We start from the raw sequence: 24,679 nt of genomic DNA on the forward strand, positions 1-24,679 counted from the left end.
CGGGCGGTGTGACGATGGGGATCGGCTCGGACGGAGGTGGGCGTGGGACCACGGCAGTGGCTGGAGGGGTGGCCGGTGTTCCGGCAGCTCACCGGGGGCGACCCGCTCGGCCGGGGCAAGGCGGCGCAGTCGCCGCTGTCCGCCGGGCTGACCGCGCGCACCGCCGACGCCGACCGCGTGGCCAGGTCCGTCTGCCCGTACTGCGCCGTGGGCTGCGGCCAGCGGGTCCACGTGGCCGACGACCGGGTGATCCAGATCGAGGGCGACCCGGACAGCCCCGTCTCGCGCGGGCGGTTGTGCCCGAAGGGATCGGCCAGCACGCAGCTGGTCACCGGGCCGCAGCGGGCGCGGAAGGTGCTCCACCGGCGGCCGTACGCGACCGACTGGGAGGAGCTGGACCTCGACACCGCCATGGGGATGGTGGTCGAACGGGTCCTCGACGCGCGCGCCAAGGGGTGGCAGGACGTCGACGAGCACGGCGCCCGCGTGCGCCGCACCCTCGGCTTCGCCAGCCTGGGCGGCGCGACGCTGGACAACGAGGAGAACTACCTCATCAAGAAGTTGTTCACCGCGCTCGGCGCGCTCCAGATCGAGAACCAGGCCCGTATTTGACACTCCGCCACGGTTCCCGGTCTGGGAGCCTCCTTCGGTCGCGGCGGCGCGACGGACTACCAGCAGGACCTGGTCAACTCCGACGTCATCGTCATCATGGGCTCCAACATGGCCGAGGCCCACCCGGTGGGCTTCCAGTGGGTCATGGAGGCCAAGGAGCGCGGGGCGAAGGTCCTGCACGTCGACCCGCGGTTCACCCGGACGAGCGCGCACGCGGACGCCCACGTGCCGTTGCGGGCGGGCACCGACATCGCGTTCCTCGGCGGGGTGATCAACCACGTCCTGTCCAACGGGCTGGACTTCCGCGAGTACCTGGTGCCCTACACGAACGCCTCGTTCCTGGTGGGCGAGGACTTCCGGGACACCGAGGACCTCGACGGGCTGTTCAGCGGCTACGACCCGGAGACCGCCTCGTACGACCCGCGGTCGTGGCAGTACGAGACCGTGGACGAGGAGGAGTCGTCCGAGCAGCACGCGGGGGCGGACGAGAAGGAGCAGTCCGCGTCGTACCAGCACGGCTCGGGCGGGCCGAAGGTCGAGGGCGGCAGCGGCCGGATCGCCGCCGACCCGACGCTGGAGCACCCCCGGTGCGTCTACCAGGTGCTCAAGCGGCACTACGCCCGCTACACACCGGAGATGGTCTCGCGCGTGTGCGGCGTGTCCGAGGAGCTGTTCCGGACCGTGTGCGACGCGTGGACGGCGAACTCCGGCCGCGAGCGCACCGGCGCGCTGGTCTACAGCGTCGGCTGGACCCAGCACAGCACGGGCGCGCAGTGCATCCGCGCGGGCGCGATCATCCAGCTGCTGCTGGGCAACATCGGCCGGCCCGGCGGCGGGGTGTTCGCGCTGCGCGGCCACGCCAGCATCCAGGGCTCCACGGACATCCCGACGCTGTTCAACCTGCTGCCCGGCTACCTGCCGATGCCCACGCCCGAGCACACCGACCTGGCCGCCTACGTGGAGAGCGTGCGCGCCGACCACCAGAAGGGCTTCTGGCGCAACGCCGACGCGTACGCCGTGTCACTGCTCAAGGAGTACTGGGGCGACAAGGCCACGGCGGACAACGACTACTGCTTCGACCACCTGCCGCGCATCACCGGCGACCACGGCACGTACCGCACGGTCATGGACATGGTCGACGGCAAGGTGTCCGGCTACTTCCTGCTGGGCCAGAACCCCGCGGTGGGCTCGGCGCACGGCAAGCTCCAGCGGCTCGGCATGGCGAACCTGGACTGGCTGGTCGTGCGCGACCTGACCATGATCGAGTCGGCGAGCTTCTGGAAGGACTCCCCCGAGGTTGAGACCGGCGAGATCGTGCCCGCCGAGTGCCGCACGGAGGTGTTCTTCTTCCCCGCCGCGTCGCACGTGGAGAAGGAGGGCACCTTCACCCAGACCCAGCGGATGCTCCAGTGGCGCGAGAAGGCCGTGGAGCCGGAGGGCGACCAGCGCTCCGAGCTGTGGTTCTTCTACCACTTGGGCCGCCTGCTGAAGGAACGGCTGGCGGGCTCGACCGACGAGCGCGACCGGCCGCTGCTCGACCTGTGGTGGGACTACGCCGTGGTGGGGGGCGAACCGCAGGCGGACGACGTGCTGCGGCGGATCAACGGCCTGGACCTGACCACCGGGCGCCCGGTGAACGGCTACACCGAGCTGAAGGCGGACGGCAGCACCGCCGCAGGCTGCTGGATTTACAGCGGCGTGTACGCCGACGGCGTCAACCAGGCCGCCCGCCGCAAACCCGGTCGTGAGCAGAACCTCTACGCCACCGAGTGGGGTTGGGCGTGGCCGATGAACCGCCGCGTGCTCTACAACCGGGCCTCCGCCGACCCGGCCGGCCGGCCGTGGAGCGAGCGCAAGGCGCTGGTCTGGTGGGACGCCGGGCGCGGCGAGTGGACCGGGTACGACGTGCCGGACTTCGAGCGCACCAAGCCGCCGGACTACCGGCCGCCGCGGGGCGCGGTGGGCCCGGAGGCGCTGCACGGCGACGACCCGTTCATCATGCAGGCGGACGGCAAGGGCTGGCTGTTCGCGCCGAGCGGGCTGGCCGACGGGCCGCTGCCCAGCCACTACGAGCCGCACGAGTCGCCGGTGCCCAACCCGGTCTACCGGCAGCAGGCCAACCCGACCCGCAAGGTGTACGGCCGGGCGGACAACCCGTCGAACCCGTCGCCGCCGGAGCTCCACGGCGAGGTGTTCCCGTTCGTGCTGACCACCGCGCGGCTCACCGAGCACCACACGGCGGGCGGCATGAGCCGGACCGTGCCGCACCTGGCCGAGCTGCAACCCGAGCTGTTCGTGGAGGTCTCGCCGCAACTGGCCCGGGAGCGCGGGCTGGAGCACCTGGGCTGGGCGCACGTGGTCACCAGCCGGGCCGCGGTGGAGGCGCGCGTGGTGGTCACCGACCGGATGCCGCCGCTGCGGGTGCACGACCGGCGGGTGCACCAGGTGTGGCTGCCCTACCACTGGGGTGCCACCGGCCTGGTCACCGGCGACTCGGCCAACGACCTGTTCGGGGTGGTGGTCGACCCGAACGTGTTCATCCAGGAGACGAAGGTCGCCACCTGCGACGTGCGGCCGGGTCGCCGCCCGCGCGGGCCGGCGCTGCTGGAGTACCTGGCGGCCTACCGGCGGCGCGCCGGGATCACCGCCGAGACCGGCACCCACGTGCTCACCGGGGGACCCGGGCACACCGAGGGGCGCACCGAGGAGGAGCCGTGACCGACAACAGCCTCTACGGGCCGCTGCACGACGTGGCGGGCGAAGCGGGGCACGTCGACCACCCGCCGCGCGTCGGGTTCTTCACCGACACGTCGGTGTGCATCGGCTGCAAGGCGTGCGAGGTGGCCTGCAAGGAGTGGAACGGGGTCCCGGCGTCGGGCTTCGACCTGCTGGGCATGTCGTTCGACAACACCGGGCACCTGGGCGCGGACGCGTGGCGGCACGTGGCGTTCGTCGAGCAGCAGCGGCCCGCGCCGCCGAAGCCGGGGGCGGAGGACCTGGGGATGCCGTCGTTCGACCGGCCGGGGACCTCGACCGGCCCGGAGTCCCGCACGGACTTCCGCTGGCTGATGGCGTCGGACGTGTGCAAGCACTGCACGCACGCCGGCTGCCTGGACGTGTGCCCGACCGGGGCGCTGTTCCGCACCGAGTTCGGCACGGTCGTGGTGCAGCAGGACATCTGCAACGGGTGCGGCTACTGCGTGTCCGGCTGCCCGTACGGCGTGATCCAGCGCCGCGAGGGCGACGGCCGGGCGCAGAAGTGCACCCTGTGCTACGACCGGCTCAAGGTGGGCGAGCAGCCGGCGTGCGCCAAGGCGTGCCCCACCGACTCCATCCAGTTCGGCGAGCTGGACGAGCTGCGCGAACGCGCCGCCGCGCGCGTGGAGACCCTGCGCGGGCGCGGCGAGGAGGGCGCCCGGCTCTACGGCGCGGACCCGGACGACGGGGTGGGCGGCAACGGGGCGTTCTTCCTGCTGCTCGACGAACCCGAGGTGTACGGCCTGCCGCCGGACCCGGTGGTGCCGACGCGCGACCTGCCCGCGATGTGGAAGCGGGCGGGGCTGGCGGCGGTCGCGTTCGCCGCCGCCGCGGTCGTCGCGTTCGCCGGGGGCCGGTGATGGGCCGCCGCCGTGACGACGAGGTGGTGCCGGAGGCCGAGTTCCGCTCGTACCACGGCCGCCAGGTGCTCCAGACGCCCGCGTGGGAGTGGCCGGTGCCCGCGTACCTGTTCGCGGGCGGGGTGTCGGCCGGGTCGACGCTGCTGGCGCTGGGCGCGGACCTGACCGGGCGGCCTGCGCTGCGGCGGGCCGGGCGGCTGGGCGCGCTGGTGTCGCTGGGCGCGGGCACGGTGTTCCTGGTGGCGGACCTGGGCAGGCCGGAGCGGTTCCTGCACATGCTGCGGGTGGCCAAGCCGACGTCGCCGATGAGCGTGGGCACGTGGGCGCTGGTCGCCTACGGCCCGGGCGTGGCCGCGGCGGCCGCGGCGGAGGTGCTCCCCGGCCGCTGGTGGTGGTCCCGGCTGCTGAAGCGGTCGGCGCGCCCCGCGGCGGCGTCCTCGGCGGTGTTCGCGCCCGCCATCGCCTCCTACACGGCGGTGCTGCTGTCGCAGACGGCCGTGCCCGCGTGGCACGAGGCGCACCCGCACCTGCCGTTCGTCTTCACCGGGTCCGCCGCGGCGGCCTCCGGCGGGCTGGGCATGGTGTTCGCGCCGGTGGGCGAGGCCGGTCCGGCGCGGGCGTTCGCCGTGCTCGGCGGCCTCGGGGAGCTGGCCGCGTCGCGGGTCATGGAGCGGCGGTTGGGCCTGGTGCGCGAGGCGTACACCACGGGCGGCGCGCACCGGTTGCGGCGCTGGTCGGAGGTGCTGACGGCGGGCGGCGTGCTCGGTGCGGCGCTGGGCGCGCGGCGCGGCCGGGTGGTGGCGGTGCTGTCCGGGCTGGCGCTGCTGGCGGGCAGCGCGTTGCAGCGGTTCGGGGTGTTCGAAGCCGGTGTGGCGTCCACGAAGGACCCGAAGTACGTCGTGGTGCCGCAACGGGAACGGGCCGAGCGGCGGGAACGGGCCGGGCGGGGATCACCGGACGACGCGGGTGTCGTCCGGGAGGCGGCGCGTCAGGCCGAGTGAGTCGAGCAGCTCCAGCAGCGGCAACGCCACCCGGCGGGTCGTGCCCAGGGCGGCCTTGGCCTGACCGGCGGTGAACGGCGCGGGCAGGTCCGCGAGGACGGCGGCGGCCCGCCGGGGCGCGTCGGGGGCGAGCACCACGCCGTCGGCGACGCGCACCAGCCTGCCCACCCGCACCGCCGCCGCCAGCTCCCGGGGACCGAGCCCGAGCCCGGCGAGCCGGTTCGCGTCCGGTGCGGCGAACGGCGAGCGCGCCAGGTCGGCCTCCACCGCGGCCACCGCCCGCTCCACCGGCGCGGGCAGCGCGGCGGCGGTGGGCACCCGGCCGTCCACCAGGCGCAGCCCGGCCTGGTCGACCACGGCCGCGACGAGTTCGGCGGGCACGTCGAGCCGGCGGGCCAGGACGTCGGCGGGCACGCCGGCGGCCAGCGGCTGCTCCGCGCGCCACGCGGCGACCACCTCGGGCGCGCGCCGCACCAACCCGGCCCAGTGGTCGGGGTCGGCCCGCCATTCCCCCACCGGCACGCCCGCGTCGTCGAACCCGAGCGAGCGCAGCTCCCGCGCGGTCACCAGGCCGCGGTGGCGCAGGTGGGAGGCGGCCACGTCGCCGGTCAGGTCCAGGCCGCGCAGCCGTGCCGCGCCCCGTCGGTCCAGCGCGGGCGGGCGCACGTCGAGCACCAGGACACCGGCCGAGATCCGGTGCAGGCCGGGGTCGCGCAGCAGGCCGCGGTCACCGGCGCGCAGCGGCAGCGGGCGGGCCAGGACCAGCCGCGCGGTGCCCGCGCCCAGGGGGCGCACGTGGGCGGGCACGGCGGCCGAGCCCACGTGCAGCACCAGCCGGGCGGGCACCTCCGGCGCGCTCAGCCGCACGTCCAGCTCGCGCACCGCCGGCCACGCGCCGGGCGTGAGCAGCGCGGCGCCGCGGCCCACCTGGTCGCGCTCCACGCCGCGCAGGTTCACCGCGACGCGGGCGACGCCGCCCACCCGCTCGACCGGCTCGCCCAGCGACTGGAGGCCGCGCACCGGCACGCGCCGCCCGCCCAGCTCCAGTTCGTCCCCGACCGAGACGGTGCCCGCGCCGAGGGTGCCGGTGACGACGGTGCCGGCGCCGCGCACGGTGAACGACCGGTCCACCCACAGCCGCACGTCGGCCGCCGGGTCGGGTTCGGGCAGCGCGCGGGCCACCTCGTCCAGCGCGGCGCGCAGTCCGTCGAGGCCGTCGCCGGTGCGCCCGCTGACCGCCACCGACCGCACCCCGTGCAGCGACGTGCCGGCCAGGTGCCCGCGGGCCTCCGCGAGGGCGGGGCCGGGGTCGGCCAGGTCGGCGCGGGTGACGACGAGCAGGCCGTGCCGCACGCCCAGGCCGTCGAGGGCGGCGAGGTGCTCGGCGGACTGCGGCATCCAGCCCTCGTCGGCGGCCACCACGAGCATCGCGGCGGGCACCGGTCCGACGCCCGCGAGCATGTTGGTGGTGAACCGCTCGTGACCGGGCACGTCGACGAACGCGACCGGCCCGCCCGGCAGGGTGGTCCAGGCGAAGCCGAGGTCGATGGTCAGGCCCCGACGGCGCTCCTCGGCCCACCGGTCGGGCTCCATGCCGGTCAGCAGCCGGATGAGCGTGGACTTGCCGTGGTCGACGTGCCCGGCGGTGGCGATCACCCGCATCCGATCACCCGCACCCCAGCACGGCTTCCCGCAGCACGTCGTCGTCGGCCGGGTCCACGGCGCGCAGGTCGAGCAGGCACCGGCCGCGCTCGACGCGGGCCACGACCGGCGGCCGGCCGGCGCGCAGCCGCTGCGCGTAGCGCTCCGGCAGGCTGACCGCCGCGCTCGGCAGCTCCACGCCGGGCGCGCCGCCCCCGCCGACGGCCGCCGCGCTCGTCGTCGCCCGCGCGTCGACCCCCGCACGGGCCAGGGTCGCGGCCAGCTCGCCCGCACGGGCGCGCAGGGCGTCCGCGTCGGCGTCCAGCGCCACCGCCACGGGCGCGGGCGGGCCGAGCAGGGTGGCCTCCAGCGCGGCCAGGGTCAGCTTGTCCACGCGCAGGGCGCGGGCCGCCGGGTGGCGGCGCAGCCGGTTCACGAGGTCGGCGTCGCCGAGCAGCAGCCCGGCCTGCGGACCGCCGAGCAGCTTGTCGCCGGATGCCGTGACCAGGGCCGCGCCGGCCCTCAGCGCGCTCGCCGCGTCCGGTTCGTCCGGCAGCAGGGGGTGCGGTGCGAGCAGGCCCGAGCCGATGTCGACGACCAGCGGCACGCCGAGGCCGGCCAGCTCGGCCGGGTCCGGCGCGCTGGTGAAGCCGGTGATCCGGAAGTTCGACGGGTGCACGCGCAGCACGAACCCGGTGTCCGGGCCGATCGCGTCGGCGTAGTCGCGCAGGTGGGTGCGGTTGGTGGTGCCGACCTCGCGCAGCCGCGCCCCGGTGGAGGCCATCAGGTCGGGGATGCGGAAGCCGTCGCCGATCTCCACCAGCTCGCCCCGGCTGACCACGATCTCGCGGCCGGGCGCCAGGGCCAGCGCGCACAGCAGCAGCGCGGCGGCGTTGTTGTTGACCACGTGCACGTCGCCCGCGTCCGGCACCGCTGCGGCCAGGGCGGCCAGCGCGCCGCGCCCGCGCTTCGCCCGCGCCCCGGTGGCCAGGTCGAACTCGACGTCCGTGCAGCCGGCGGCGTCGGTCACGGCGGCGACGGCGGCGCGCGACAGCGGCGCGCGGCCGAGGTTGGTGTGCACGACGACGCCCGTGGCGTTGAGCACCGGCCGCAGGGACGAGGCACCCGGGGGCAGCGCGGCGAGCACGTCGTCGACCACCCCGGTCGGCGCGACCAGCCCCTCGCGGACCCGCTGCTGTGCCTCCGCCACGGCGGTCTTGACCAGGGACCGGCCCAGCGCCGCCACGGCGGGGGCCAGCCTCGGATCGGCCAGGACCAGGTCGGTGCGCGGGATCGCGCGCCGGGGATCGGTCACCCGCCGGACATCGCTCACCGGGGGTCACCGCCGTGGCGGAGGCGGACGGGAATCGAACCCGCCAGCGACAGGTCCTGCCGCTCAACGGTGTTGAAGACCGCGCCGGCCACCAGGCCGGGTACGCCTCCTCGTGCCATCGCCCAATCCTGCCGGCCCCGTGCCGGTGGTGCGCGGCGCCCCGCCGACGGGCAGGCTGGCCGGGTGATCCGGTTGACCCAGTACGCCCGCGGCGGCGGTTGCGCCTGCAAGATCCCTCCCGGCGAACTGGAGGAGGTGGTGGGCGGCCTGACCGGCGCCGCGCCCCGCGACCCGGTCGGTGAGCTGCTGGTGGGCCTCGACCACGGTGACGACGCGGCGGTGGTGCGCATCCGCGACGGCGTCGCGCTGATCGCCACCACCGACTTCTTCACGCCCGTGGTCGACGACCCGTTCGACTGGGGCCGCATCGCGGCGGCCAACGCCCTGTCCGACGTCTACGCCATGGGCGGGCGGCCCGTGGTGGCGGTGAACCTGCTGTCGTGGCCGCGCGGGGTGCTGCCGTTCGAGCTGGCGGCCGAGGTGCTGCGCGGCGGCCTGGAGGTGTGCGCGGAGGCGGGCGCGCACCTGGCCGGCGGGCACAGCGTGGACGACGCCGAGCCCAAGTACGGGCTCGCCGTGACCGGCGTCGGCGACCCGGACCGCCTGCTGCGCAACGACGCCGGCCGCCCGGGCGTCCCGCTGTCGCTGACCAAGCCGCTGGGCATCGGCGTGCTCAACAGCAGGCACAAGGCGACCGGCGAGGTGTTCCCGCAGGCGGTCGCGGCGATGACCGCGCTCAACCGCGACGCCTCCCGGGCCGCCCTGGACGCGGGGGCGGTGTGCGCGACCGACGTCACCGGTTTCGGGCTGCTGGGCCACCTCTACAAGCTGGCGCGGGCGAGCGGCGTGACGGCGGTCGTGGACGCGGCGGCGGTGCCGTACCTGGAGGGCGCGCGGGAAGCGCTGCGGGACGGCCACGTCAGCGGCGGCACGCGGCGCAACCTGGACTGGGTGCGCCCGCACGCCGACCTGGGCGCGGTGTCCGAGGACGAGGCGCTGCTGCTGGCGGACGCGCAGACCTCGGGCGGGCTGCTGGTGGCCGGCGTGGTCCCCGGCGCCCCGGTGGTGGGTGAACTCGTGCCGCGCGGGGAGCACGTGCTCGTCGTCCGCTGACGCGCCCCGCGGGTCGTCGTGCGCCCGCGACCCGCGGGGTTGCCCGCCGTCCGCGACGTCGGCCGACCTGGACGGGTCCACTCCTCGTGGACGCCGGTGGCAGAGCCCCGTCCCGGGGTTCCAGCGCTTCCCGCTCATCACACCGGACGTGGCGTGGTGCACGACGCCTTCCCCGGAGCCGGGAGCCCGGCCCGCCGGTGATCGCCGCGCGTTCTCCCACCTCACGTGACCTGCGCTGATGTGATGTACGCGACCGAACGGGTTGGGTTTCCACCCGACCGGGTAGCCCTCTGACAGACAGCAGTACGAGACTCAGGAGGGTGACGTGATCGGGTTCATCGTCGCCGGCTTGATCATCGGTGCGCTCGCCCGCCTGATCAAGCCCGGCAAGCAGAACCTCGGCATCGTGGCGACGCTGCTGCTGGGGCTGGTCGGCTCCGTCATCGGCGGCACGATCGCCAACCTGCTCGGCACCGGCGACATCTTCGAGCTGAACGTGCTGGGCTTCATCATCGCGGTGATCGCCTCGGTGCTGCTCATCGGCGTCGCGGAGGCCATCGCCGGCGGTCGCAAGCGCACCAGCGTGCGGTAAGCGCTCCCGTACCCCACAAGGCTGAACGGCCCCGTCACCGGGTGGTGACGGGGCCGTCGCGCGTCGCGGGGACGCGGGTCAGTAGGCGGAGGCGCGGACCGCGAAGACGGAGCGGTTGCCCGCGTACTCGGTCAACGACCAGAGCTGCCCCTTGACGGGCCAGTAGGAGAAGTCCTCGGGACCGACGGGCAGCACGTCGTGGCGCATGGTCACCGCGCCGCCGGGCGTGAAGGTGGCCAGGTCCCCGGCGTTGCCGCTGCCGTCGCTGGTGGACAGGTAGTACTTGCCGTTGATCGCCGTGGCGCCCTGCATGCTCTGCACCGACACGTCGTACGCCTCGGTGGCGCGGGCGTAGCCGTCGGCGGACTCGGCGAGCATCCGGTCGGTGTAGTCGATCGGGAAGCGGAACAGGCGGCTGCCCGCGCCGGGGTTGGCGTACTCGCCGACCACGACGCTGTCCGGGGTGCTGGTGCGGTCCAGCGAGGCGAAGGAGAAGCGGATGGCGGCCTGGCCGCCGGTGGTCGACTGGTTGTAGGCGAACGCCTGGGGCAGCACGTACTTGTAGCCGTACGCCTGGTGGCTTCCGTCGGCCTGCCGGCCGATCGCGGAGCCGTTCGTGGTGCTGGTCTGCCACAGGTGCCGCAGGTCGAAGACGCGGAACCCGGTGCCGGTCGCGGCGACGTAGAGGTGGTGGCCGTACCAGAACATGCCGCCGGCGTGCAGGTTCACCGCCCGGAACGACGCCTGCCCGGCGCTGTTCGCGTACGGCTCGACCAGCAGGACGTGGCGGTAGGTGGGCGCGGACGGCGCGGAGTAGTCGACGAACGAGACCCGGACGCCCCGCTCGACCCCGTCGGTGCCGTTGTCGTACCAGCTCACCAGGACGGCGGTGGCGCCCTCGTAGGTCGCCTCGCCGTAGGCGTCGGCGGTGGTGGTGATGCCCTGCGGCACCCAGTACGCGACATCGTCGTCGCCGTTGTTCCAGCAGAACGCGGCGACCCGGTTGGCGGCGGCCGGCGAGCAGGTGGTGGCGACCCGGTTCCCGTCGCGCACGACGGTCGGCACGCTCACGTTCGGCAGCGCGGCGTCCAGGTCGTCGATCAACCCGGAGTAGGCGGTGGCCTTGAGCCTGAAGTCGGCCGCCGGCAACGTCGTCGCCGCCTGCGCGGGCGCGGCCGGGACCACCGCGACCGCGAGTGCGGCCACCAGACCGACGACCAGTGATCGGTACTTCCTCACCGAACTACCCCCAATGTGGTTGAAGACCGACGAGCGGCCATCATGGCGGCACCCGACGTCCGGATCAACACCCGCCCGGGGTTGTCAGGCAAGCACTCACTTGCCTATGGTGTGCGACGTGGCGGACGACCTGTTCAAGGCGTTGGCCGATCCCACCCGCCGGCTCATCCTCGACGAACTGGCGGAGCGGGACGGCCAGACCCTGTTCGAGATCTGCACGCGGTTGATCACCAAGCACGGCCTCGGGTCGACCCGCCAGGCGATCAGCCAGCACCTGGCCGTGCTGGAGGCCGCGGACCTGGTCCGCACCCGGCGCCAGGGCCGCTACAAGTTCCACGACCTGAACACCGCACCGCTCGAGCTCATCGTGACCAGGTGGCTCAAGCCCCGCACACCGGAGGACACCCCGTGAAGATCCACCTGTCCAGCGTCTTCGTCGACGACCAGGACAAGGCCCTGCGCTTCTACACCGACGTGCTGGGCTTCGTGAAGAAGACCGAGATCCCGCTGGGGGCGCACCGGTGGCTGACCGTCGTGTCGCCGGAGGACCCCGACGGCACCGAACTGGTGCTGGAGCCCGACGAGCATCCCGCCGTGAAGCCGTACACGGAGGCGCTGGTCGCGGACGGCATCCCGGCCACCGCCTTCGCCGTGGACGACGTCCGGGCGGAGTTCGACCGGCTGCGCGGGCTCGGCGTGCGGTTCACCCAGGAGCCCCTGGAGATGGGCCCCGTCGTCACCGCCGTGCTGGACGACACGTGCGGCAACCTGATCCAGATCGTCCAGCACGACTGAGGCGGACGCCCTAGTCGGCAGGTCCGCGCAGGGTCAGCACCACCCGCAGCACGTGCTCGACGGCGGAGGGGAACACCGCGCCGCGCAGCTCACCGCGCGTGGCGAGGTTGCGGGAGGCGAACTCCAGCATGCGGTCCGCGCCCACCCGCCGGACGACGAGCGCGGCGACCTCCTCCAGGTCGAGCCCGGGGTTGTCCAGGCGGGTCAGGGCGAACTCGACGACGAGCTCCTCGTCCGTCATGCCCGCTCCTCCCGCCACCACCCGACCCGGCACCCCGACCCTAACCACGGCGGCGGGTGTCGGCACGACGGCCGGCGTCACCCGGCGAGACGGGCCGGCAGGTGCTCGTACCCGCGCAGGATGCGGGTCCCCCGGCGGGTCGCGCCCGGCAGGAGGCGCAGCCGGGGGAAGCGCTCGAACAGCACCCGCAGGCCCACCTCGCCCTCCATCCGGGCCAGGGCCGCCCCCAGGCAGTGGTGGCGGCCCGCCGAGAACGAGATGTGCTCGCGGGCGTTGACGCGGCGCACGTCGAACCGCCCGGGGTCCTCGAACACCAGCGGGTCGCGGTTGGCGCCGGCGAGGATGGTGGTCACCAGCGCGCCCTTCGGCACGCGGACGCCCGCCACCGCGGTGTCGCGCACGCTCGTCCGGCCGGTCAGCAGCACGGGCGGGTCGACGCGGAGCACCTCCTCGACCGCGTTCGGCCACACCGAGGGGTCCTCCGCGAGCACCTCGCGCTGGCCGGGGTCGCCGTGCAGCAGGGCGACCCCGTTGCCGAGCAGGTTCACGGTCGTCTCGAACCCGGCGGCGAGCACCAGCCCGGCCGTCGCGCGCAGTTCGAGGTCGTCCAGGCCCACGCCGTCCTCCCTGGCGGCGACCAGCTCGCTCAGCAGGTCGTCGCCGGGGTGGGAGCGCAGCAGGCGGAGGTGGTCGGCGAGCCAGGCGTCGAACTCGGCGAGCGCGGTCTCGACCGCGCGGAACCGGCGCCACGGCAGCCCCATGTCCAGGCTGGGCGCGGCCGCCGCGCCCAGGGCCAGCACCCGCCGGCGCTGCTCCGGCGGCACGCCCAGCACCTCGGCGATCACCGTGACGGGCAGCGGGGCGCAGTACGCCTCGACCAGGTCGACCGGTCCGGTCGGGTCGACCTCGTCGAGCAGCCGGTGCGCGGTGCGCTCGGTGAACGCCCGCAGCCGCTCCACCGCCCGCGCGGTGAACACCCGGGTCACCAGCTTGCGGTAGCGGGTGTGCGCGGGCGGCTCGGTCACCAGCAGCGAGGGCGGCGCCATGGGGTGCAGCACGGTGGGCGCCGACCAGTCGGACAGCCGCGCCCACGCCCCGTCGCCCGAGGGGCCGATGCCGGTGCGGAAGTCGCCGCCGGTCAGCACCTCCCGCACCGCGGCGTGGTGCGCGGTGAGGTGGGAGAACCTGCCCCGGACGAGCGGTCCGCGGGCGCGGACCTCGTCGAACAGGCCGCTCAGCCCGGCGGTGGACGACGTGCCCGACTCCACGAACAGGCGGGCCTGGAGGTCGCCCCGCCGCGCGGCGGCGCGCAGCGCGGCCCGCGGCAGCCCGTGCCCCAGGCCCCACCGCACGAGCGGCTTGACCAGCTCGGTCCCGGACGAGAGCTTCACGACCACCCCGCCACCCCACTTCTGGTACCGGTCAGTACCCGAACCTTAACGGGCGACGGGGTCCGGTCGCGCCCCTCGGGTGTCCGGGCTCAGTCGACCTGCCGGCTTCTCACTGGAGGTGGTGGGAGTCGGAGGATGACCGTTGCCCGGTTCGCGGGAAGGCGGCGCCGTTCGTGTTCAGCGGGCGGGTTCGGGCTCGGCCGGGAGTTGCCGGACGGAGCGCACGGCGAGCGCCAGTGGCGCGCTCAGCACGGCGATCGCCGCGCCGGCGAGGAGCACCGCGTCCGTGCCGATGAGCTCGGCCGCCGGTCCGGCCAGGGCCATGCCCAGCGGTGCGGCGGCCAGGCCGACGACGGTGGAGAAGCCGGTGGCCCGGGCGACGAGGTCGGGGGGCACGTGCACCTGCCGCGCGGTCTGGGTGAGCACGGCGTAGAGGCCGGCCTGCACCCCGGCGGGGCCACCGCGGCGAGGATCGGGACCGGCGCGCCCACGGCGAGCAGGGCCGGCAGCGGGGCCAGGGCGACCGGGATGGTGGCGGCCACCAGCAGCGGGCGCCGCGGTCGCCGGCGCAGGCCAGGGCACTGCCCAGCAGCGCGCCGACCGCGTAGCCGTTGGCGATGAATCCCCAGGCCAGAGCGCCACCCAGCTGCTGATCGGCGATGACCGGGGCAAGGACCAGGAACGGTGAGATGCAGGCGCCGTTGATGACCGCGACCTGGATCGTGGTGGCCTGCAACCAGGGGCGGGCGCGGAAGTCGCGCCACCCGTGCCGCGCGGCGTCGAGCAGCGCGGGCCGTGGCGGCACCTGCCTGTCCGGGACCTTCAGCGCGACGAGCGCGGCGGCGCTGATCGCGAACGTGGCCGCGTCCACGGCGAAGGACACGCCCGCTCCGACCGTCTCCACCAGCAACGCGGACACCACCGGGGCGAGGAGCGTCGCGGCGTTCTGGGCGGCGTCGACCAGGGCGTTGGCCTGACGGCGCTGCTCCTGGGGCACCACGTCGACGACCAGGCCCGCTGCGGCGGGGGCGAAGAAGGCGTTCGCCGCGCCCGCCACCGCTTGCAGTGCGGCCAGGTGCCACAGCGTTCCACCGCCGGTGATCAGCAGCGCGGCCGTCAGGCCCTGGGAGGCGCAGCGGACGACGTCGGCGGCGAGCATGACGGCCCGACGCGACACCAGGTCCCCCACCACCCCGCCGACGAGCGTGAACACCACCACCGGCAACCGGCCGACGAGCAGCACCATCCCGACCTCGGTCGGCGACGCACCGAGCCGAACACCAGCGCCATGCCGATCAGGCCGTCACCGAAGTGGGAGGAGGTGCGGGCGACGAAGTACCAGCGGAACGTCGGGTCGCGCAGCAGCGCGGGCACGAGCCGGGGCACGGGACCGTACGTTGCCGGCACCCACCGACATCGGGCGGCGCGTGCCGGACGCGTCTTCCGCCCGTACCGGGCCCCGGCTGCGCCGTCAAACGCGACACGGTCACCCACCAGCTCACACTTTCTCTCACGCACAGCAATAACCGCAGCTCAGGGTTCTGCGATGTTGCGGTGACACCATCACACGATGGGCCATCCGGCAGGTGGGCCCAGCCCACCGGGGTGACGATCGGACCGCATGGCGTCAACACACCAGGAGGTCCTCCATGCGCAACACGATCCGGCTCATCGCCGCGTTCGCCCTGTCCATCCCCGTTCTGCTGGGTGCAGCCGGCCTCGCCTCGGCCGACGAGGCGTCGTACGAGCACCACGTGTCGGTGGCGACACCCGAGGGCGCCGGGTTCCACAGCGTCTGGTCGGGCACCGACGGCGAGACGGCGTACTTCTTCGAGGCCGAGGGGTGGGCCGACGAGAACGGCGCGTACAGCAGCCAGACCGGTGCCGTGGCCGGCGGGCACGACCACGACGACGGCCACGGTTGGGGCGGTGGCGGCGCCCACTACTGGGACCACTTCTCCTACGCGGGTGAGGAGGGCGCGTACCAGGAGAGCACCCACAGCAGCACGGGGTGACGCCCGCGCGTTGAGGTAGCGACCTCACAGGGTGGGCCGCCGCGCTCCCACGGGCGCGACGGCCCACCCGTCCGCCGATCCGGTCGCGGAGCGCGGCTCCGGCGGGTCAGAAGCCGGGCAGCAGGGCCGCGAGCCGGTCCGGCGCCGTGACCGCGAGGACGCGACTGCCGGCGACGAAGGCGTGGAGCACGGCCGGCCCGGTGCGCGGGAGCGCTCGCCGCTGCGCGATGGCCCGTACCTCGCCGTCACCGCCGCGACCGCCGCGCTGTCGCTGTGCTGGGCGATGCTCTCGACCGGGCTGCCGCTGCTGCACCTGGCGGGTGAGCCGGGGTACGTGGCGGCGGGCCGGCGACTGATGCGCGAGGAGGCGCGGGGCGCCTACCGGGGGTGACCGAAGCGGCGACCGCCACCGCGCAGATGGTCGGCCCGGCGTTCCTCACACCGGGCCTGACCGCGCTCGACGGCGGTGGCCGGTTGCTCGCCGCCGCGGTGTTCCCCACCGCGGGCGCGGCCGTCCCGCCGCCGACCCGGCGCGCCGCGGCTACGCGGGGTTGCGCGGTGCCTTCGTCAGCGCTTCCTCCAGCGAGCTCACCACGGTGAGCACGCGGCTCAGGGCGGTCAGCCAGAGCAGACGTGCCAGGCGGTGCTCCTCGGGCAGCACGACCACGAGTTCGAGACCTTCGTCACGGGCGCGGTTGTGCGCCTTGATCAGCGAGGACAAGCCTGCCGAGGCGACGAAGCCGACCTCCTGGAGGTCCACCACGACCAGCAGGGCACCGCTCTCCTTCGCCTTGGCCACGCCCTCGTCCAGGGCCTTGTCCAGCGCTTCCGAGGTGCTCTGGTCGACGTCGCCGACGATCCCGACGACCACCGCCTGGTCCTCGGCCTGTGTTTCGACCCGCGTGCGCAGGCCCGCTTCCGGGGTTGTCACGACTCCACTCAACCACGTCCGCGCGGCGTCGGCGCGTCAGTCGTCCGGCTCGGCCGGCACCTCGACGTCCTGGTCGGGCAGCACGGTGGCCAGGTAGGACCGCAGCGCCGCGGTCGTGCCGACGTCCCGCCCGGCGTGCTCGGAGAGGTACCAGCGGTGCACGAGGACCTCGTGGAACAACTCCGCCGGGGACAGCACGCCGAGCAGGTCGGGCGGCACCGCGGCGACGACCGGGTCGTAGACCTCGTTGCGCCACAGGTGGCCCGCGGTGGCGTCGGGCACCGGGTGGCCGTCGCGCTGCTCCAGGTAGGCGCGGAACGAGCGCAGGTCGTTGAGCAGCCGCAGGGCCTGGTTCTCCTGCGCCTCCAGGCCGGTGAGGCGGAACAGCTCGCGGCGGTGCTGGCCGATCTCGGCGACCCGGATGTCCACCCGCAGGCGCGCGCCCTTGTCCGACGTGGTCAGTTCGACCTCGTCGACGTCGAAGCCCAGGTCGTTGAGGCGGCGCAGGCGCTCGGCGACCCGGTAGCGCTGCTCGTCGAGGCGGAAGAACTCCTCGCGGGTCACCTCGTCCCACAGGGCCGCGTACCGCTCGGGCACGCTGTCGGCCACCCGGATCGGGTCGATGTCGGGGTGCAGCACGCCACCCGCCTGGAGGTCGAGCAGTTCGCCGCCGATGCGCTCGCGGGCGAGGTCCACGTCGTAGGCGCGCTGGCCGTTCGACAGGGTCGGGTGCCGTTCCGCGGTCTCGGCGTCGACGAGGTAGGCGGCGAGCTTGCCCGCGTCCAACCGGAACAGGGTGTTCGACAGCGAGCAGTCGCCCCAGAAGATGCCCGCCAGGTGCAGCCGCACCAGCAGTTCCACCAACGTGCCGACCAACCGGTCGGCCGAGTGGTCGCCGCGCGGGCTGGAGAACAGGTACCGGTAGGACATCGAGTGCTCGAGGTAGCGCGTGACGAGGATCGCCTGCTGGTCGTCGGGCCGGTCGACGCACAGCCCGAGCACCGACACGGTCGGCAACCCCTCCTGCTCGAACTCGCCCAGCAGCGCGTACTCGTGGCGAGCCAGCGGTTCGGCGATCTCCTTGAGCGCGTAGACCCGCCCCTCGCTGGCGACGAACCGCACGACGTGCCGCGAGATGCCCCGCTGCGGCACGGTCAGCAGCAGCTTCTCGTCCCACTCCTCCAGCGGTCGCGCCCAGGGCAGCGCCAACAACCCGCCCGCCTCGGTGGCGGGCGGGCGGAACAGGAATCGCATGGCACCTCCGCGGTCGTGCGCCGACGCCCGGACGGTACCCAAGGGGGTGCCACCCGGACGCGGCGCCCGTGCGGGTGGCTACGGCGTCACGGTCAGGAACAGGAAGGCGCTGAACACCACCAGGTGCACCGCTCCCTGGAGGACCGTGGCGCGCCCGGACACGACGGTGAGCGTGCCGACCGCGGCGGTGAGGGCGAGCAGGACCAGTTCCTTGCCGCCCAGGCCCAGGACCAGGGGGCCGCTCATCCAGATCGAGGCGATCGCGATGGCCGGGATGGTCAGCCCGATGCTGGCCATCGCGGAACCCAGGGCGAGGTTCATGCTGACCTGGAGCCGGTCGCGCAGGGCGGCCCGCACCGCGGCCACCGTCTCCGGCATCAGCACCAGCAGCGCGATCAGCACGCCGACCAGGGACAGCGGCGCGCCGACGGCCTCCACGGCGGACTCCAGCGCCGGTGACGCGGCCTTCGCGAGGCCCACCACGGCGACCAGGCACAGCAGCAGCAGTCCCAGCGAGGTCAGCGTGGTGCGGCCGGACGGCGCGGCGGCGTGGTCGTCGTGGGCGGCGGTCTCCTCGTCGGGCAGGAAGTAGTCGCGGTGCCGCACGGTCTGCACGAACACGAACACCCCGTACAGCACCAACGACATCACGCCCGCGAACGCCAGCTGCGAACCGGAGAACGTCGGCCCGGCGGAGCTGGTGGTGAAGGCCGGCAGCACGAGGCTGAGCGTGACCAGTGCCAGCGTCACGGCGAACGCGCCGCCGGAGGCGTAGGAGCGGAAGCGCTGCACCCGGTGCCGCAGCGAGCCGGCCAGCAGCGCCAGGCCGACGATGCCGTTGCAGGTGATCATGACGGCGGCGAACACCGTGTCGCGGGCCAGGGTGGCCGCCTTGTCCCCGCCGGAGGACATGAGCGTGACGATCAGCGCGACCTCGATCACGGTGACCGCGACGGCGAGGATGAGCGTGCCGAACGGTTCACCGACGCGGTGCGCCACCACCTCGGCGTGGTGCACCGCGGCGACCACGCCGCCGCCCAATCCCGCGCACACCAGCACGAGCAGGACCGCGTTGAGGTCCCGCCCCCACGACGCGACCAGCGCGACGAGCCCGATGGCGGGCAGCACGATGCTCCACTTGGGCAGGGTGATGGTCGCCGCGTCCCCCGCGCTCACGCTTCCGCTCCCGAGGTCGTCCCGTCATGTCCGCACACCGTCAGCCTCAAGCCGCGCCTCCGTCGTCTCCGCCGGTCAGGGTCACGATCAACCCTATGCCGGCGGAGTCGCGACGGCGTGCTCACGGAGCGTGGAGGACCTCACCGCCGAGGACCACGGCGCCCCGCCCGTCGAGGACCTCGACGCGCAGCAGGGTGACCCCCGGCACGAGGGCGACCTCCGGGTCCAGCCGGAGCACGAACGTGCCGTCCGCCACCACCGCCCGCACCGGCTCGCCGCCGTCGACCGACACGGTCATCCCGACGGCGTCGACGGGCACCTGGCCGGCCAGGGTGCGCCGCCCGCCGGAGATGTGGCCGTCGTAGTGGAAGTGGACCGGGAAGCCCAGCACCTCCAGGGTGCGGGTCCGCGCTTGCGACACGCGCTCCGCCGGCCACCCGTGGCAGACGACCAGGCGGGTGGCGCTGCGCCCGAGGACGAGGCCGGCGACGTGCGCCCCGGGCCGGTAGGAGTCCGGGTCGACGACCGGTTCCGACGCGGTGGCCAGGCAGTCGCCCAGCAGGCGGCCCGCCTCGGACTCCCGGTCGGGCTCGGGGCCGTCCGCCCGGTCGCGGACCACCGCGGCGGGGGCGCCGGCGCCGGGCAGCGGCACGCCGTCGACCGTGATCGCCATGCCGGTCGGGTTGGTGTGCGTCATCGCGATGTACAGGTGGTCCGCGACGTCGGCCTCGACGTCGTAGGGACCGTGCGGCCCCGTGCCGGCGACCACCGGGGCCGCGACGTCGGTGGTGCCCGCGACGACGCCCTCCCGCGTGACCAGCAGGCCGTTCAGGTCGGACACGGTGGCCGTGGTGGCCGTGGTCTGGCAGAACAGGGGCTCGCCCGCCGCGCGGACCGCCACCACGTCGATCTCGGGGCGGTCCTCCCCCCACACCGGGGTCCAGCGCGAGCGGTCGGGGTAGTCGTCGGCCAGGTCCTCCGCCCGGAGTGCGGACCAGCAGCGGTCCAGTGCCACCTCGACCCCCACCGCGCCGAGCGAGCCGCCGAGTGGCGGCGGGGCCGCGGGTCGGAGGTCGGGCACGTCGCGCAGCACGACCACGGCGCCCACGACGAGCGCGGTCACGGCGGCGGCCGCGACGGCGGTCAGCGCGGACGGCGCGGTCCGGTGGCGGGGGCGGTCGATGCCGTCCTCGAAGTCCGCGCGCAGCCGCGCCCGCACCTCGGGCGGCAGCGGGCGGTGCTCGGGCAGGCCGGGGATGGTCACGGCTGGTCCTCCGTCATGTCCGGGCCGGGCGGTGGGGCGCCGAGAGGTGGGACGAGGTCCCGCAGCCGGGCGCGGGCGCGGGAGAGGTGGGCGCGCACGCTGACCTCGGCCAGGCCGAGCTGCGCGGCGGCGTCGGCGACCGGCAGGCCGCCGAGCAGGCACAGCTCCGCGGCCTGCCGCTGGGCGCGGGGCAGCCTCCGGACGGCCGCGACGACGCGGCGCAGCCGGTCCTGCTCGTCGAGCCGGTGGGCGACGGCGTCGGCGTGGTCGGGTTCGTCGACGGGTGCGGAGACCCGCCGCAGCAGCCGGGTGCGGCGGGCCGAACCGCGGTGCGCGGTGCGCGCGACGTTGCCCGCCATGGTGAAGAGGAGTGGTCGCGCGCTCTCGCGCACCAGCTCGACCTGGGCTCGGGTGCGCCACGCGGTGAGGAACGTCGCCGACGTCACGTCCTGGGCCTGTTCCCACGAACCGGTCAGCCGGTAGGCGTGGTTCCAGACGGCCTCGACGTGCCGTTCGAACAGCACGCCGAACGAGGCGCGGTCGCCGCACCGCCACAGCTCGACGTCGTCGGGCTGTGGCGGTGGGTGGTCCGGTGACGGGTGCGGCGGGTCAGTCCCGTCGGCGGTCACGACGGCGCCCGGGTCGGCATGGGTGCTCACGTGGATGAGGTGCCGGCACCCCGCCGATTGTTGCAGTGCCGGTCGTGTCGGGGTGCCGGTCGTGTCGGGGTGCCGGTCGTGTCGGGGTGCCGGTCGTCCCGGCGGCTCCGCTCAGCCCGCGAGGGCGAGCACGGCGCCGCTGCGCTGCGGGTCGCGCAGCAGCCGCAGCGACTCCTTCTCCAGCTGGCGGATGCGCTCCTTGGTCAGGCCCAGCTCGCGCGCCACCTCCTGGAGGGTGCACGGTCGGCCGTCGTGCAGGCCGTAGCGGCGGCTGATGATGCGCGCCTGCCGCTCGGGCAGGGTGTCCACCAGGGTGCGCAGCTCGGCGGTCAGCTCCGCCTGCTCGACGATGTCGTGCGCCTGCACGCCGTCGGCGTCCTCGATGAGGTCGGCCACGGACGTGGTGCCGTCCTCGCCCACCGGGGTCTCCAGGCTGATCGCGTCGCGGCTGGCGCGGCGCAGCTCCACCAGGCGGGTCACGGCCATGCCGGTGGCCTCGGCGACCTCCTCGACGCTCGGGTCGCGGTCGAGCTCGCCGCGCAGTCGGCGCTCGACCTTGGCCGCCTTGTTCAGCTCCTCGACCACGTGGACGGGCAGCCGCACGGTGCGCGTCTGCTCGGCCAGGCCGCGCTCGATGGCCTGCCTGATCCACCACACGGCGTAGGTGGAGAACTTGAAGCCCTTGCTGTAGTCGAACTTCTCGACCGCGCGGATGAGGCCGATGTTGCCCTCCTGCACGACGTCGAGGAACGGCAGGCCGCGCCGGGAGTGCTTCTTGGCGACCGCGACGACGAGGCGCAGGTTGGCCCGGACCATGAGGTCCTTGGCGCGCCGGCCCTCGTGGACGAGGGTGCGCAGCAGGCGGCGGCGCTCGGGGTCGGGCTGCGCGGTCTCGCCGGCGTCGGCCGCGCGCAGCAGTTCGGCGGCGTACAGGCCGGCCTCGATGCCGCGGGAGAGCCGGACCTCCTCCTCGGCGGTCAGCAGGGCGGTCGCGCCGACCTCGCGCAGGTAGTGGCCCACCAGGTCCTCGTCCTGGGTCCACTCACGTCGGGACGGGGCGGTCTTGGTGGTCGACGGCACAGCGGTCTCCTTCACCTGGTCGCGCGAAGAGGGCGTGGACGGACGACCTGCGCAAGGAAGTGGCGGTTCGCCCTTGTGCCCCAGACGGGGCTACACCCTGTTCAACGAGACGCAAACGGTCAGTATTCCGACCGCCCGGTGGGGGTGGTCACGTTTCGTGACCACCCCCGGCCGCCCCGGTCAGCCGCGTTCGAGCCGTTCCAGGCGCTCGACCAGCGGCCGCAGCTCGCGCTGGACCACGGCGGTGACGACGGCGGTCGGGTCCGGCGCGGCGGCCGCGTTCGCGTGCAGGTGCGCGTAACCCGCCAGCGCGGCGGCCACGGCGTTGCGCGCGGCGCGCGGCTCGACGCCGAGGCCGCGCAGCACCTCCCCGCCCGCTCCGTCCGGCTCGGCCAGCACGCCCAGCAGCAGGTGCTCGCAGCCCACGTAGTTGTGACCGAGCGTGACCGCCTCGACGACGCTCAACTCCAGGGCCGCCGCCGCGTCGGCGCCGAACGCGGTCGGGACCGCCCCGCCGCCGGTCCCCGCGGGCAGCGCCGCCGCCACGCGGCCGGGTTCGACCTCCAGCACCTGGAGCACGCGCACCGCCAGGTTGCCGCCCTCGTCCAGCACCCCGCCCAGCAGGTGCCCGGTGCCGACCTCCGTCGTACCCGCCGCGCGGGCGCGCTCGGTCGCCAGCCGCAGCACGGCGCGCACCCGGTCGGTGACGCGCGACGTGCGGGCGGCCAGTTCCAGTGAGTCCGGGTCGTCGAGCCGGACGGCCCGGACCGCCGCGATCCGCTTCACGGCCTGCTCCAGCGCGCGCTGGCAGACCGCCGACACCGGCACGCCCACGTCCTTGACCTGCTCGGCCAGCTCGTCCGGCAGGTACACGTTGATCTTCGGCACGACGCCTCCCCGTTGCGACACATTGATAACCCCATGTGTACCCCCATGTAGGGTTATAGGCAAGTGGTGACCGGTGTCACAGCCACGTCGTTCAACGCGGCGCGTCCTCCCGGGGGTTTCCCGACCGCAATCGACAACAGCGGCAGAAGGGGGCGACGTGCGGGACGACTACGACCGGTTCGTCACCGATCGTCTCGATCGGCTCTTGCGCTACGCCACGGCGCTGACGTGCGACAAGTACCTGGCACAGGACATCGTCCAGGACGTGCTGCTGCGGGCGCGGCAGAAGTGGGACCGGATCGGCGGGCTCGACGCCCCCTACCCGTACGTGAAGCGGATGGTGACCAACGACTACCTGTCGTGGCGCCGCCGCCGGGCCGCCCGCGAGGTGTCCGCGACCCACGCCGGCCTCGACGCGCTGGCCCCGGTGGTCGCCGACCCGGCGGACCGGCACGCCGAGCGGGACGCGATGCGCGCCCGCATCGCCGTGCTGCCGCGCAAGCAGCGCGCGGCGATCGTGCTGCGCTACTACGAGGACAGCTCCGACGCGGAGATCGCCAGGGTGCTCGGCTGCTCCGAGGGCACGGTGCGCAGCCACATCTCCCACGCGCTGCGGAAGCTGCGGATCAACGGGACCACGCACGCGGAGGTGCTGCGATGACCGACCAGGAATCCCTCATCCGCGAGGCCGTCGCGGCCGAGGCGGAACAGCGGGTGGACCACCGCGAGGTGCTCGCCCGGCTGCACGCCGCACCCCGGCGACGCCGCCCGTTCGCACTGGTCGCGGTCGGCGCGCTCACCGCGGCGGCCGCCGTCGCCGCCGTCGCGATCCCGCTCGCCGTGGACCGCGCCGCCGCACCGGTCGACCAGGGGCGGGTCACTCCGCCCACCGGGCAGACCGTCCTGCTGCTGGGCCTGGACGACAGGGTGGACGGGACCGCGCCGAGACCGGACGCGCTGGTGCTGGTCCGGCTCTCCCCGGACGGCTCGGTCAGCGCCGTGTCGCTGCCGCGCGACACCCGGGTGTCCCCTCCCGGTGCCGCGCCGGCCCGGATCAACTCCCTCTACGGCGCGGCCCACGAGCGGGCGCGCCGGGAAGGGCGCGACCCCGACCTGGCGGGCACGGAGGCCACGGTCGCCGCCGTGGAGGAGTTGACCGGCGCGCGGGTCGACCACTGGGCGGCCCTCGACATGGGGCGGTTCGCCGAGCTGAGCACCGCGGTCGGCGGGGTGGAGGTCTGCCTCGCCGCCGACACCCACGACGTCGAGACCGGCTTCGCGCTGCCGGCCGGCCGGCACGTCCTGGTGGGTGAACAGGCCGCGCTGTACCTGCGCCAGCGGAAGGGGCAGTCGCTCACCAGGGGTGACCTGGACCGCGTGCAGCGGCACCAGGTGTTCCTGCGCGGCCTGCTGGACCGGGTCGGCGGCCCGGAGGTCGCCGGCGACCCGGTGGCGCTGGCCAGGGTGATGGCGGTGGCGCACGACGCCGTCCGCACGGACGAGGGCTGGGACGCGGTGGCCGCCGTGAAGCAGCTCACCGCCGGTGGGACGCGGCGCTTCGCGACCCTCCCGGTCGACGCGGGCGACCCCGCCTCGGACGGCCTGCCCGCCGATCCGGCCAGGGTGCGCCCGTTCGTCGCGGACGCGTTGCGCGACCCGGTCGCGTCGGACGCCCCGGCCCTCCCCGGATCGACCGCGGCGCCCGCCTGCGTTCCCTAGGCGGTCCTCAGTGGACGGGGAGAGCGACCCCGGAAGGGGTTGCTCCCCCGTGCATACT

The 24,679-nt window shown here is 74.7% G+C and carries 24 protein-coding genes, 1 tRNA gene and 1 pseudogene; 11 read left to right on the top strand and 15 right to left on the bottom strand.

From position 1 onward, the window contains the following. Positions 1-42 precede the first annotated feature (42 nt). From fdh to nrfD, 3 genes are read left to right on the top strand one after another with little or no spacing between them, the layout of a single operon-like run. On the top strand, positions 43-3,330 hold the full coding sequence (gene fdh / locus J2S66_RS16110; RefSeq protein ID WP_310307897.1) for a formate dehydrogenase: 3,288 nt from the start codon (positions 43-45) through the stop codon (positions 3,328-3,330). Beyond that, positions 3,327-4,229 carry a 4Fe-4S dicluster domain-containing protein gene (locus J2S66_RS16115; protein ID WP_306744895.1) on the top strand — a complete coding sequence of 301 codons (903 nt, stop codon included), beginning with the start codon at positions 3,327-3,329 and terminating at the stop codon, positions 4,227-4,229. Before fdh ends, J2S66_RS16115 begins: the two co-directional genes overlap by 4 nt. After that, a complete protein-coding gene (gene nrfD / locus J2S66_RS16120; RefSeq protein WP_310307899.1) occupies positions 4,229-5,230 on the top strand; it encodes an NrfD/PsrC family molybdoenzyme membrane anchor subunit in 1,002 nt (333 codons plus the stop codon). The genes J2S66_RS16115 and nrfD overlap by 1 nt, the downstream gene beginning before the upstream one ends. Here the strand turns inward: nrfD and selB are convergent. The 3 genes from selB to J2S66_RS16135 form a co-directional block, all read right to left on the bottom strand. Continuing rightward, complete coding sequence (gene selB, locus J2S66_RS16125; protein WP_310307901.1) at positions 5,180-6,892, bottom strand: selenocysteine-specific translation elongation factor; 1,713 nt, start codon at positions 6,890-6,892, stop codon at positions 5,180-5,182. The two genes, nrfD and selB, sit on opposite strands and share 51 nt — an antisense overlap. A 4-nt stretch (positions 6,893-6,896) precedes the next feature. Beyond that, on the bottom strand, positions 6,897-8,186 hold the full coding sequence (selA, locus tag J2S66_RS16130; protein ID WP_310314820.1) for an L-seryl-tRNA(Sec) selenium transferase: 1,290 nt from the start codon (positions 8,184-8,186) through the stop codon (positions 6,897-6,899). Positions 8,187-8,219: 33 nt separating this feature from the next. After that, positions 8,220-8,314 (bottom strand) — tRNA-Sec (locus J2S66_RS16135). 73 nt (positions 8,315-8,387) lie between these two features. Here J2S66_RS16135 and selD point away from each other — a divergent pair. Continuing rightward, entirely contained in the window at positions 8,388-9,377 is a 990-nt protein-coding gene (gene selD, locus J2S66_RS16140) for a selenide, water dikinase SelD (protein WP_310307902.1), read from the top strand. Between the two features lie 325 nt (positions 9,378-9,702). Beyond that, the gene (locus J2S66_RS16145; RefSeq protein ID WP_310307903.1) at positions 9,703-9,969 is read left to right on the top strand and encodes a GlsB/YeaQ/YmgE family stress response membrane protein; all 267 of its coding nucleotides are present in this window, start codon (positions 9,703-9,705) and stop codon (positions 9,967-9,969) included. A gap of 78 nt (positions 9,970-10,047) precedes the next feature. Here the strand turns inward: J2S66_RS16145 and J2S66_RS16150 are convergent, their stop codons facing one another. After that, complete coding sequence (locus tag J2S66_RS16150; protein ID WP_310307904.1) at positions 10,048-11,208, bottom strand: hypothetical protein; 1,161 nt, start codon at positions 11,206-11,208, stop codon at positions 10,048-10,050. Between the two features lie 118 nt (positions 11,209-11,326). Here J2S66_RS16150 and J2S66_RS16155 point away from each other — a divergent pair, with 118 nt between their 5' ends. Next, a complete protein-coding gene (locus tag J2S66_RS16155) occupies positions 11,327-11,620 on the top strand; it encodes an ArsR/SmtB family transcription factor (protein WP_374726086.1) in 294 nt (97 codons plus the stop codon). Beyond that, positions 11,617-12,003, top strand: coding sequence for a VOC family protein (locus tag J2S66_RS16160; RefSeq protein WP_310307906.1), 387 nt, complete (start codon positions 11,617-11,619; stop codon positions 12,001-12,003). Before J2S66_RS16155 ends, J2S66_RS16160 begins: the two co-directional genes overlap by 4 nt. A gap of 10 nt (positions 12,004-12,013) precedes the next feature. On the opposite strand, the gene J2S66_RS16165 is transcribed toward J2S66_RS16160, so the two are convergent. The 4 genes and pseudogenes from J2S66_RS16165 to J2S66_RS37185 all read right to left on the bottom strand — a co-directional run. Then, the gene (locus J2S66_RS16165) at positions 12,014-12,244 is read right to left on the bottom strand and encodes a hypothetical protein (RefSeq protein ID WP_306744903.1); all 231 of its coding nucleotides are present in this window, start codon (positions 12,242-12,244) and stop codon (positions 12,014-12,016) included. A gap of 77 nt (positions 12,245-12,321) precedes the next feature. Further along, positions 12,322-13,641, bottom strand: coding sequence for a cytochrome P450 (locus tag J2S66_RS16170; RefSeq protein WP_310307907.1), 1,320 nt, complete (start codon positions 13,639-13,641; stop codon positions 12,322-12,324). Between the two features lie 171 nt (positions 13,642-13,812). Next, positions 13,813-14,082 carry a hypothetical protein gene (locus J2S66_RS16175; RefSeq protein WP_310307908.1) on the bottom strand — a complete coding sequence of 90 codons (270 nt, stop codon included), beginning with the start codon at positions 14,080-14,082 and terminating at the stop codon, positions 13,813-13,815. 184 nt (positions 14,083-14,266) lie between these two features. Then, positions 14,267-14,881: pseudogene (locus tag J2S66_RS37185) on the bottom strand (MFS transporter); the annotation flags it as partial. Positions 14,882-15,284: 403 nt separating this feature from the next. Here J2S66_RS37185 and J2S66_RS16185 point away from each other — a divergent pair. Then, positions 15,285-15,650 (top strand): hypothetical protein, encoded by a 366-nt coding sequence (locus J2S66_RS16185; protein WP_310307911.1) that lies wholly within the window; start codon positions 15,285-15,287, stop codon positions 15,648-15,650. 31 nt (positions 15,651-15,681) lie between these two features. Beyond that, complete coding sequence (locus J2S66_RS16190; RefSeq protein ID WP_310307912.1) at positions 15,682-16,041, top strand: hypothetical protein; 360 nt, start codon at positions 15,682-15,684, stop codon at positions 16,039-16,041. A 150-nt stretch (positions 16,042-16,191) separates the two neighbouring features. Here the strand turns inward: J2S66_RS16190 and J2S66_RS16195 are convergent, their stop codons facing one another. The 7 genes from J2S66_RS16195 to J2S66_RS16225 form a co-directional block, all read right to left on the bottom strand. Continuing rightward, positions 16,192-16,581, bottom strand: coding sequence for an STAS domain-containing protein (locus tag J2S66_RS16195; RefSeq protein ID WP_306744909.1), 390 nt, complete (start codon positions 16,579-16,581; stop codon positions 16,192-16,194). A gap of 36 nt (positions 16,582-16,617) precedes the next feature. Next, a complete protein-coding gene (locus J2S66_RS16200; protein WP_310307913.1) occupies positions 16,618-17,835 on the bottom strand; it encodes a DUF4032 domain-containing protein in 1,218 nt (405 codons plus the stop codon). Between the two features lie 78 nt (positions 17,836-17,913). Then, complete coding sequence (locus tag J2S66_RS16205) at positions 17,914-19,011, bottom strand: calcium:cation antiporter (RefSeq protein ID WP_310307915.1); 1,098 nt, start codon at positions 19,009-19,011, stop codon at positions 17,914-17,916. Between the two features lie 121 nt (positions 19,012-19,132). Continuing rightward, positions 19,133-20,275, bottom strand: coding sequence for a hypothetical protein (locus tag J2S66_RS16210; protein ID WP_310307916.1), 1,143 nt, complete (start codon positions 20,273-20,275; stop codon positions 19,133-19,135). After that, complete coding sequence (locus tag J2S66_RS16215) at positions 20,272-20,904, bottom strand: RNA polymerase sigma factor (RefSeq protein WP_374726199.1); 633 nt, start codon at positions 20,902-20,904, stop codon at positions 20,272-20,274. The genes J2S66_RS16210 and J2S66_RS16215 overlap by 4 nt, the downstream gene beginning before the upstream one ends. A 141-nt stretch (positions 20,905-21,045) precedes the next feature. Further along, the gene (locus J2S66_RS16220; protein ID WP_310307917.1) at positions 21,046-22,014 is read right to left on the bottom strand and encodes a sigma-70 family RNA polymerase sigma factor; all 969 of its coding nucleotides are present in this window, start codon (positions 22,012-22,014) and stop codon (positions 21,046-21,048) included. 180 nt (positions 22,015-22,194) lie between these two features. Beyond that, positions 22,195-22,902, bottom strand: a complete 708-nt coding sequence (locus J2S66_RS16225) for a Clp protease N-terminal domain-containing protein (RefSeq protein WP_310307918.1) — start codon at positions 22,900-22,902, stop codon at positions 22,195-22,197. Between the two features lie 157 nt (positions 22,903-23,059). On the opposite strand from J2S66_RS16225, the gene J2S66_RS16230 reads away from it, so the two are divergent. Both J2S66_RS16230 and J2S66_RS16235 read left to right on the top strand, forming a co-directional pair. Then, positions 23,060-23,563: a SigE family RNA polymerase sigma factor gene (locus J2S66_RS16230; RefSeq protein ID WP_310307919.1), complete on the top strand. Its 504-nt coding sequence runs from the start codon at positions 23,060-23,062 to the stop codon at positions 23,561-23,563. After that, positions 23,560-24,621 (top strand): LCP family protein, encoded by a 1,062-nt coding sequence (locus tag J2S66_RS16235; protein WP_310307920.1) that lies wholly within the window; start codon positions 23,560-23,562, stop codon positions 24,619-24,621. The genes J2S66_RS16230 and J2S66_RS16235 overlap by 4 nt, the downstream gene beginning before the upstream one ends. Positions 24,622-24,679: the final 58 nt, after the last annotated feature.

The organism is Saccharothrix longispora (assembly GCF_031455225.1).
GTDB lineage: Bacteria > Actinomycetota > Actinomycetes > Mycobacteriales > Pseudonocardiaceae > Actinosynnema > Actinosynnema longispora.

Coding starts and splice junctions, on each gene's coding strand:
- J2S66_RS16200 (WP_310307913.1), bottom strand. CDS start 17,835: ATGCGATTCCTGTTCCGCCCGCCCGCCACCGAGGCGGGCGGGTTGTTG.
- J2S66_RS16235 (WP_310307920.1), top strand. CDS start 23,560: ATGACCGACCAGGAATCCCTCATCCGCGAGGCCGTCGCGGCCGAGGCG.
- nrfD (WP_310307899.1), top strand. CDS start 4,229: ATGGGCCGCCGCCGTGACGACGAGGTGGTGCCGGAGGCCGAGTTCCGC.
- J2S66_RS16165 (WP_306744903.1), bottom strand. CDS start 12,244: ATGACGGACGAGGAGCTCGTCGTCGAGTTCGCCCTGACCCGCCTGGAC.
- J2S66_RS16185 (WP_310307911.1), top strand. CDS start 15,285: ATGCGCAACACGATCCGGCTCATCGCCGCGTTCGCCCTGTCCATCCCC.
- selB (WP_310307901.1), bottom strand. CDS start 6,892: ATGCGGGTGATCGCCACCGCCGGGCACGTCGACCACGGCAAGTCCACG.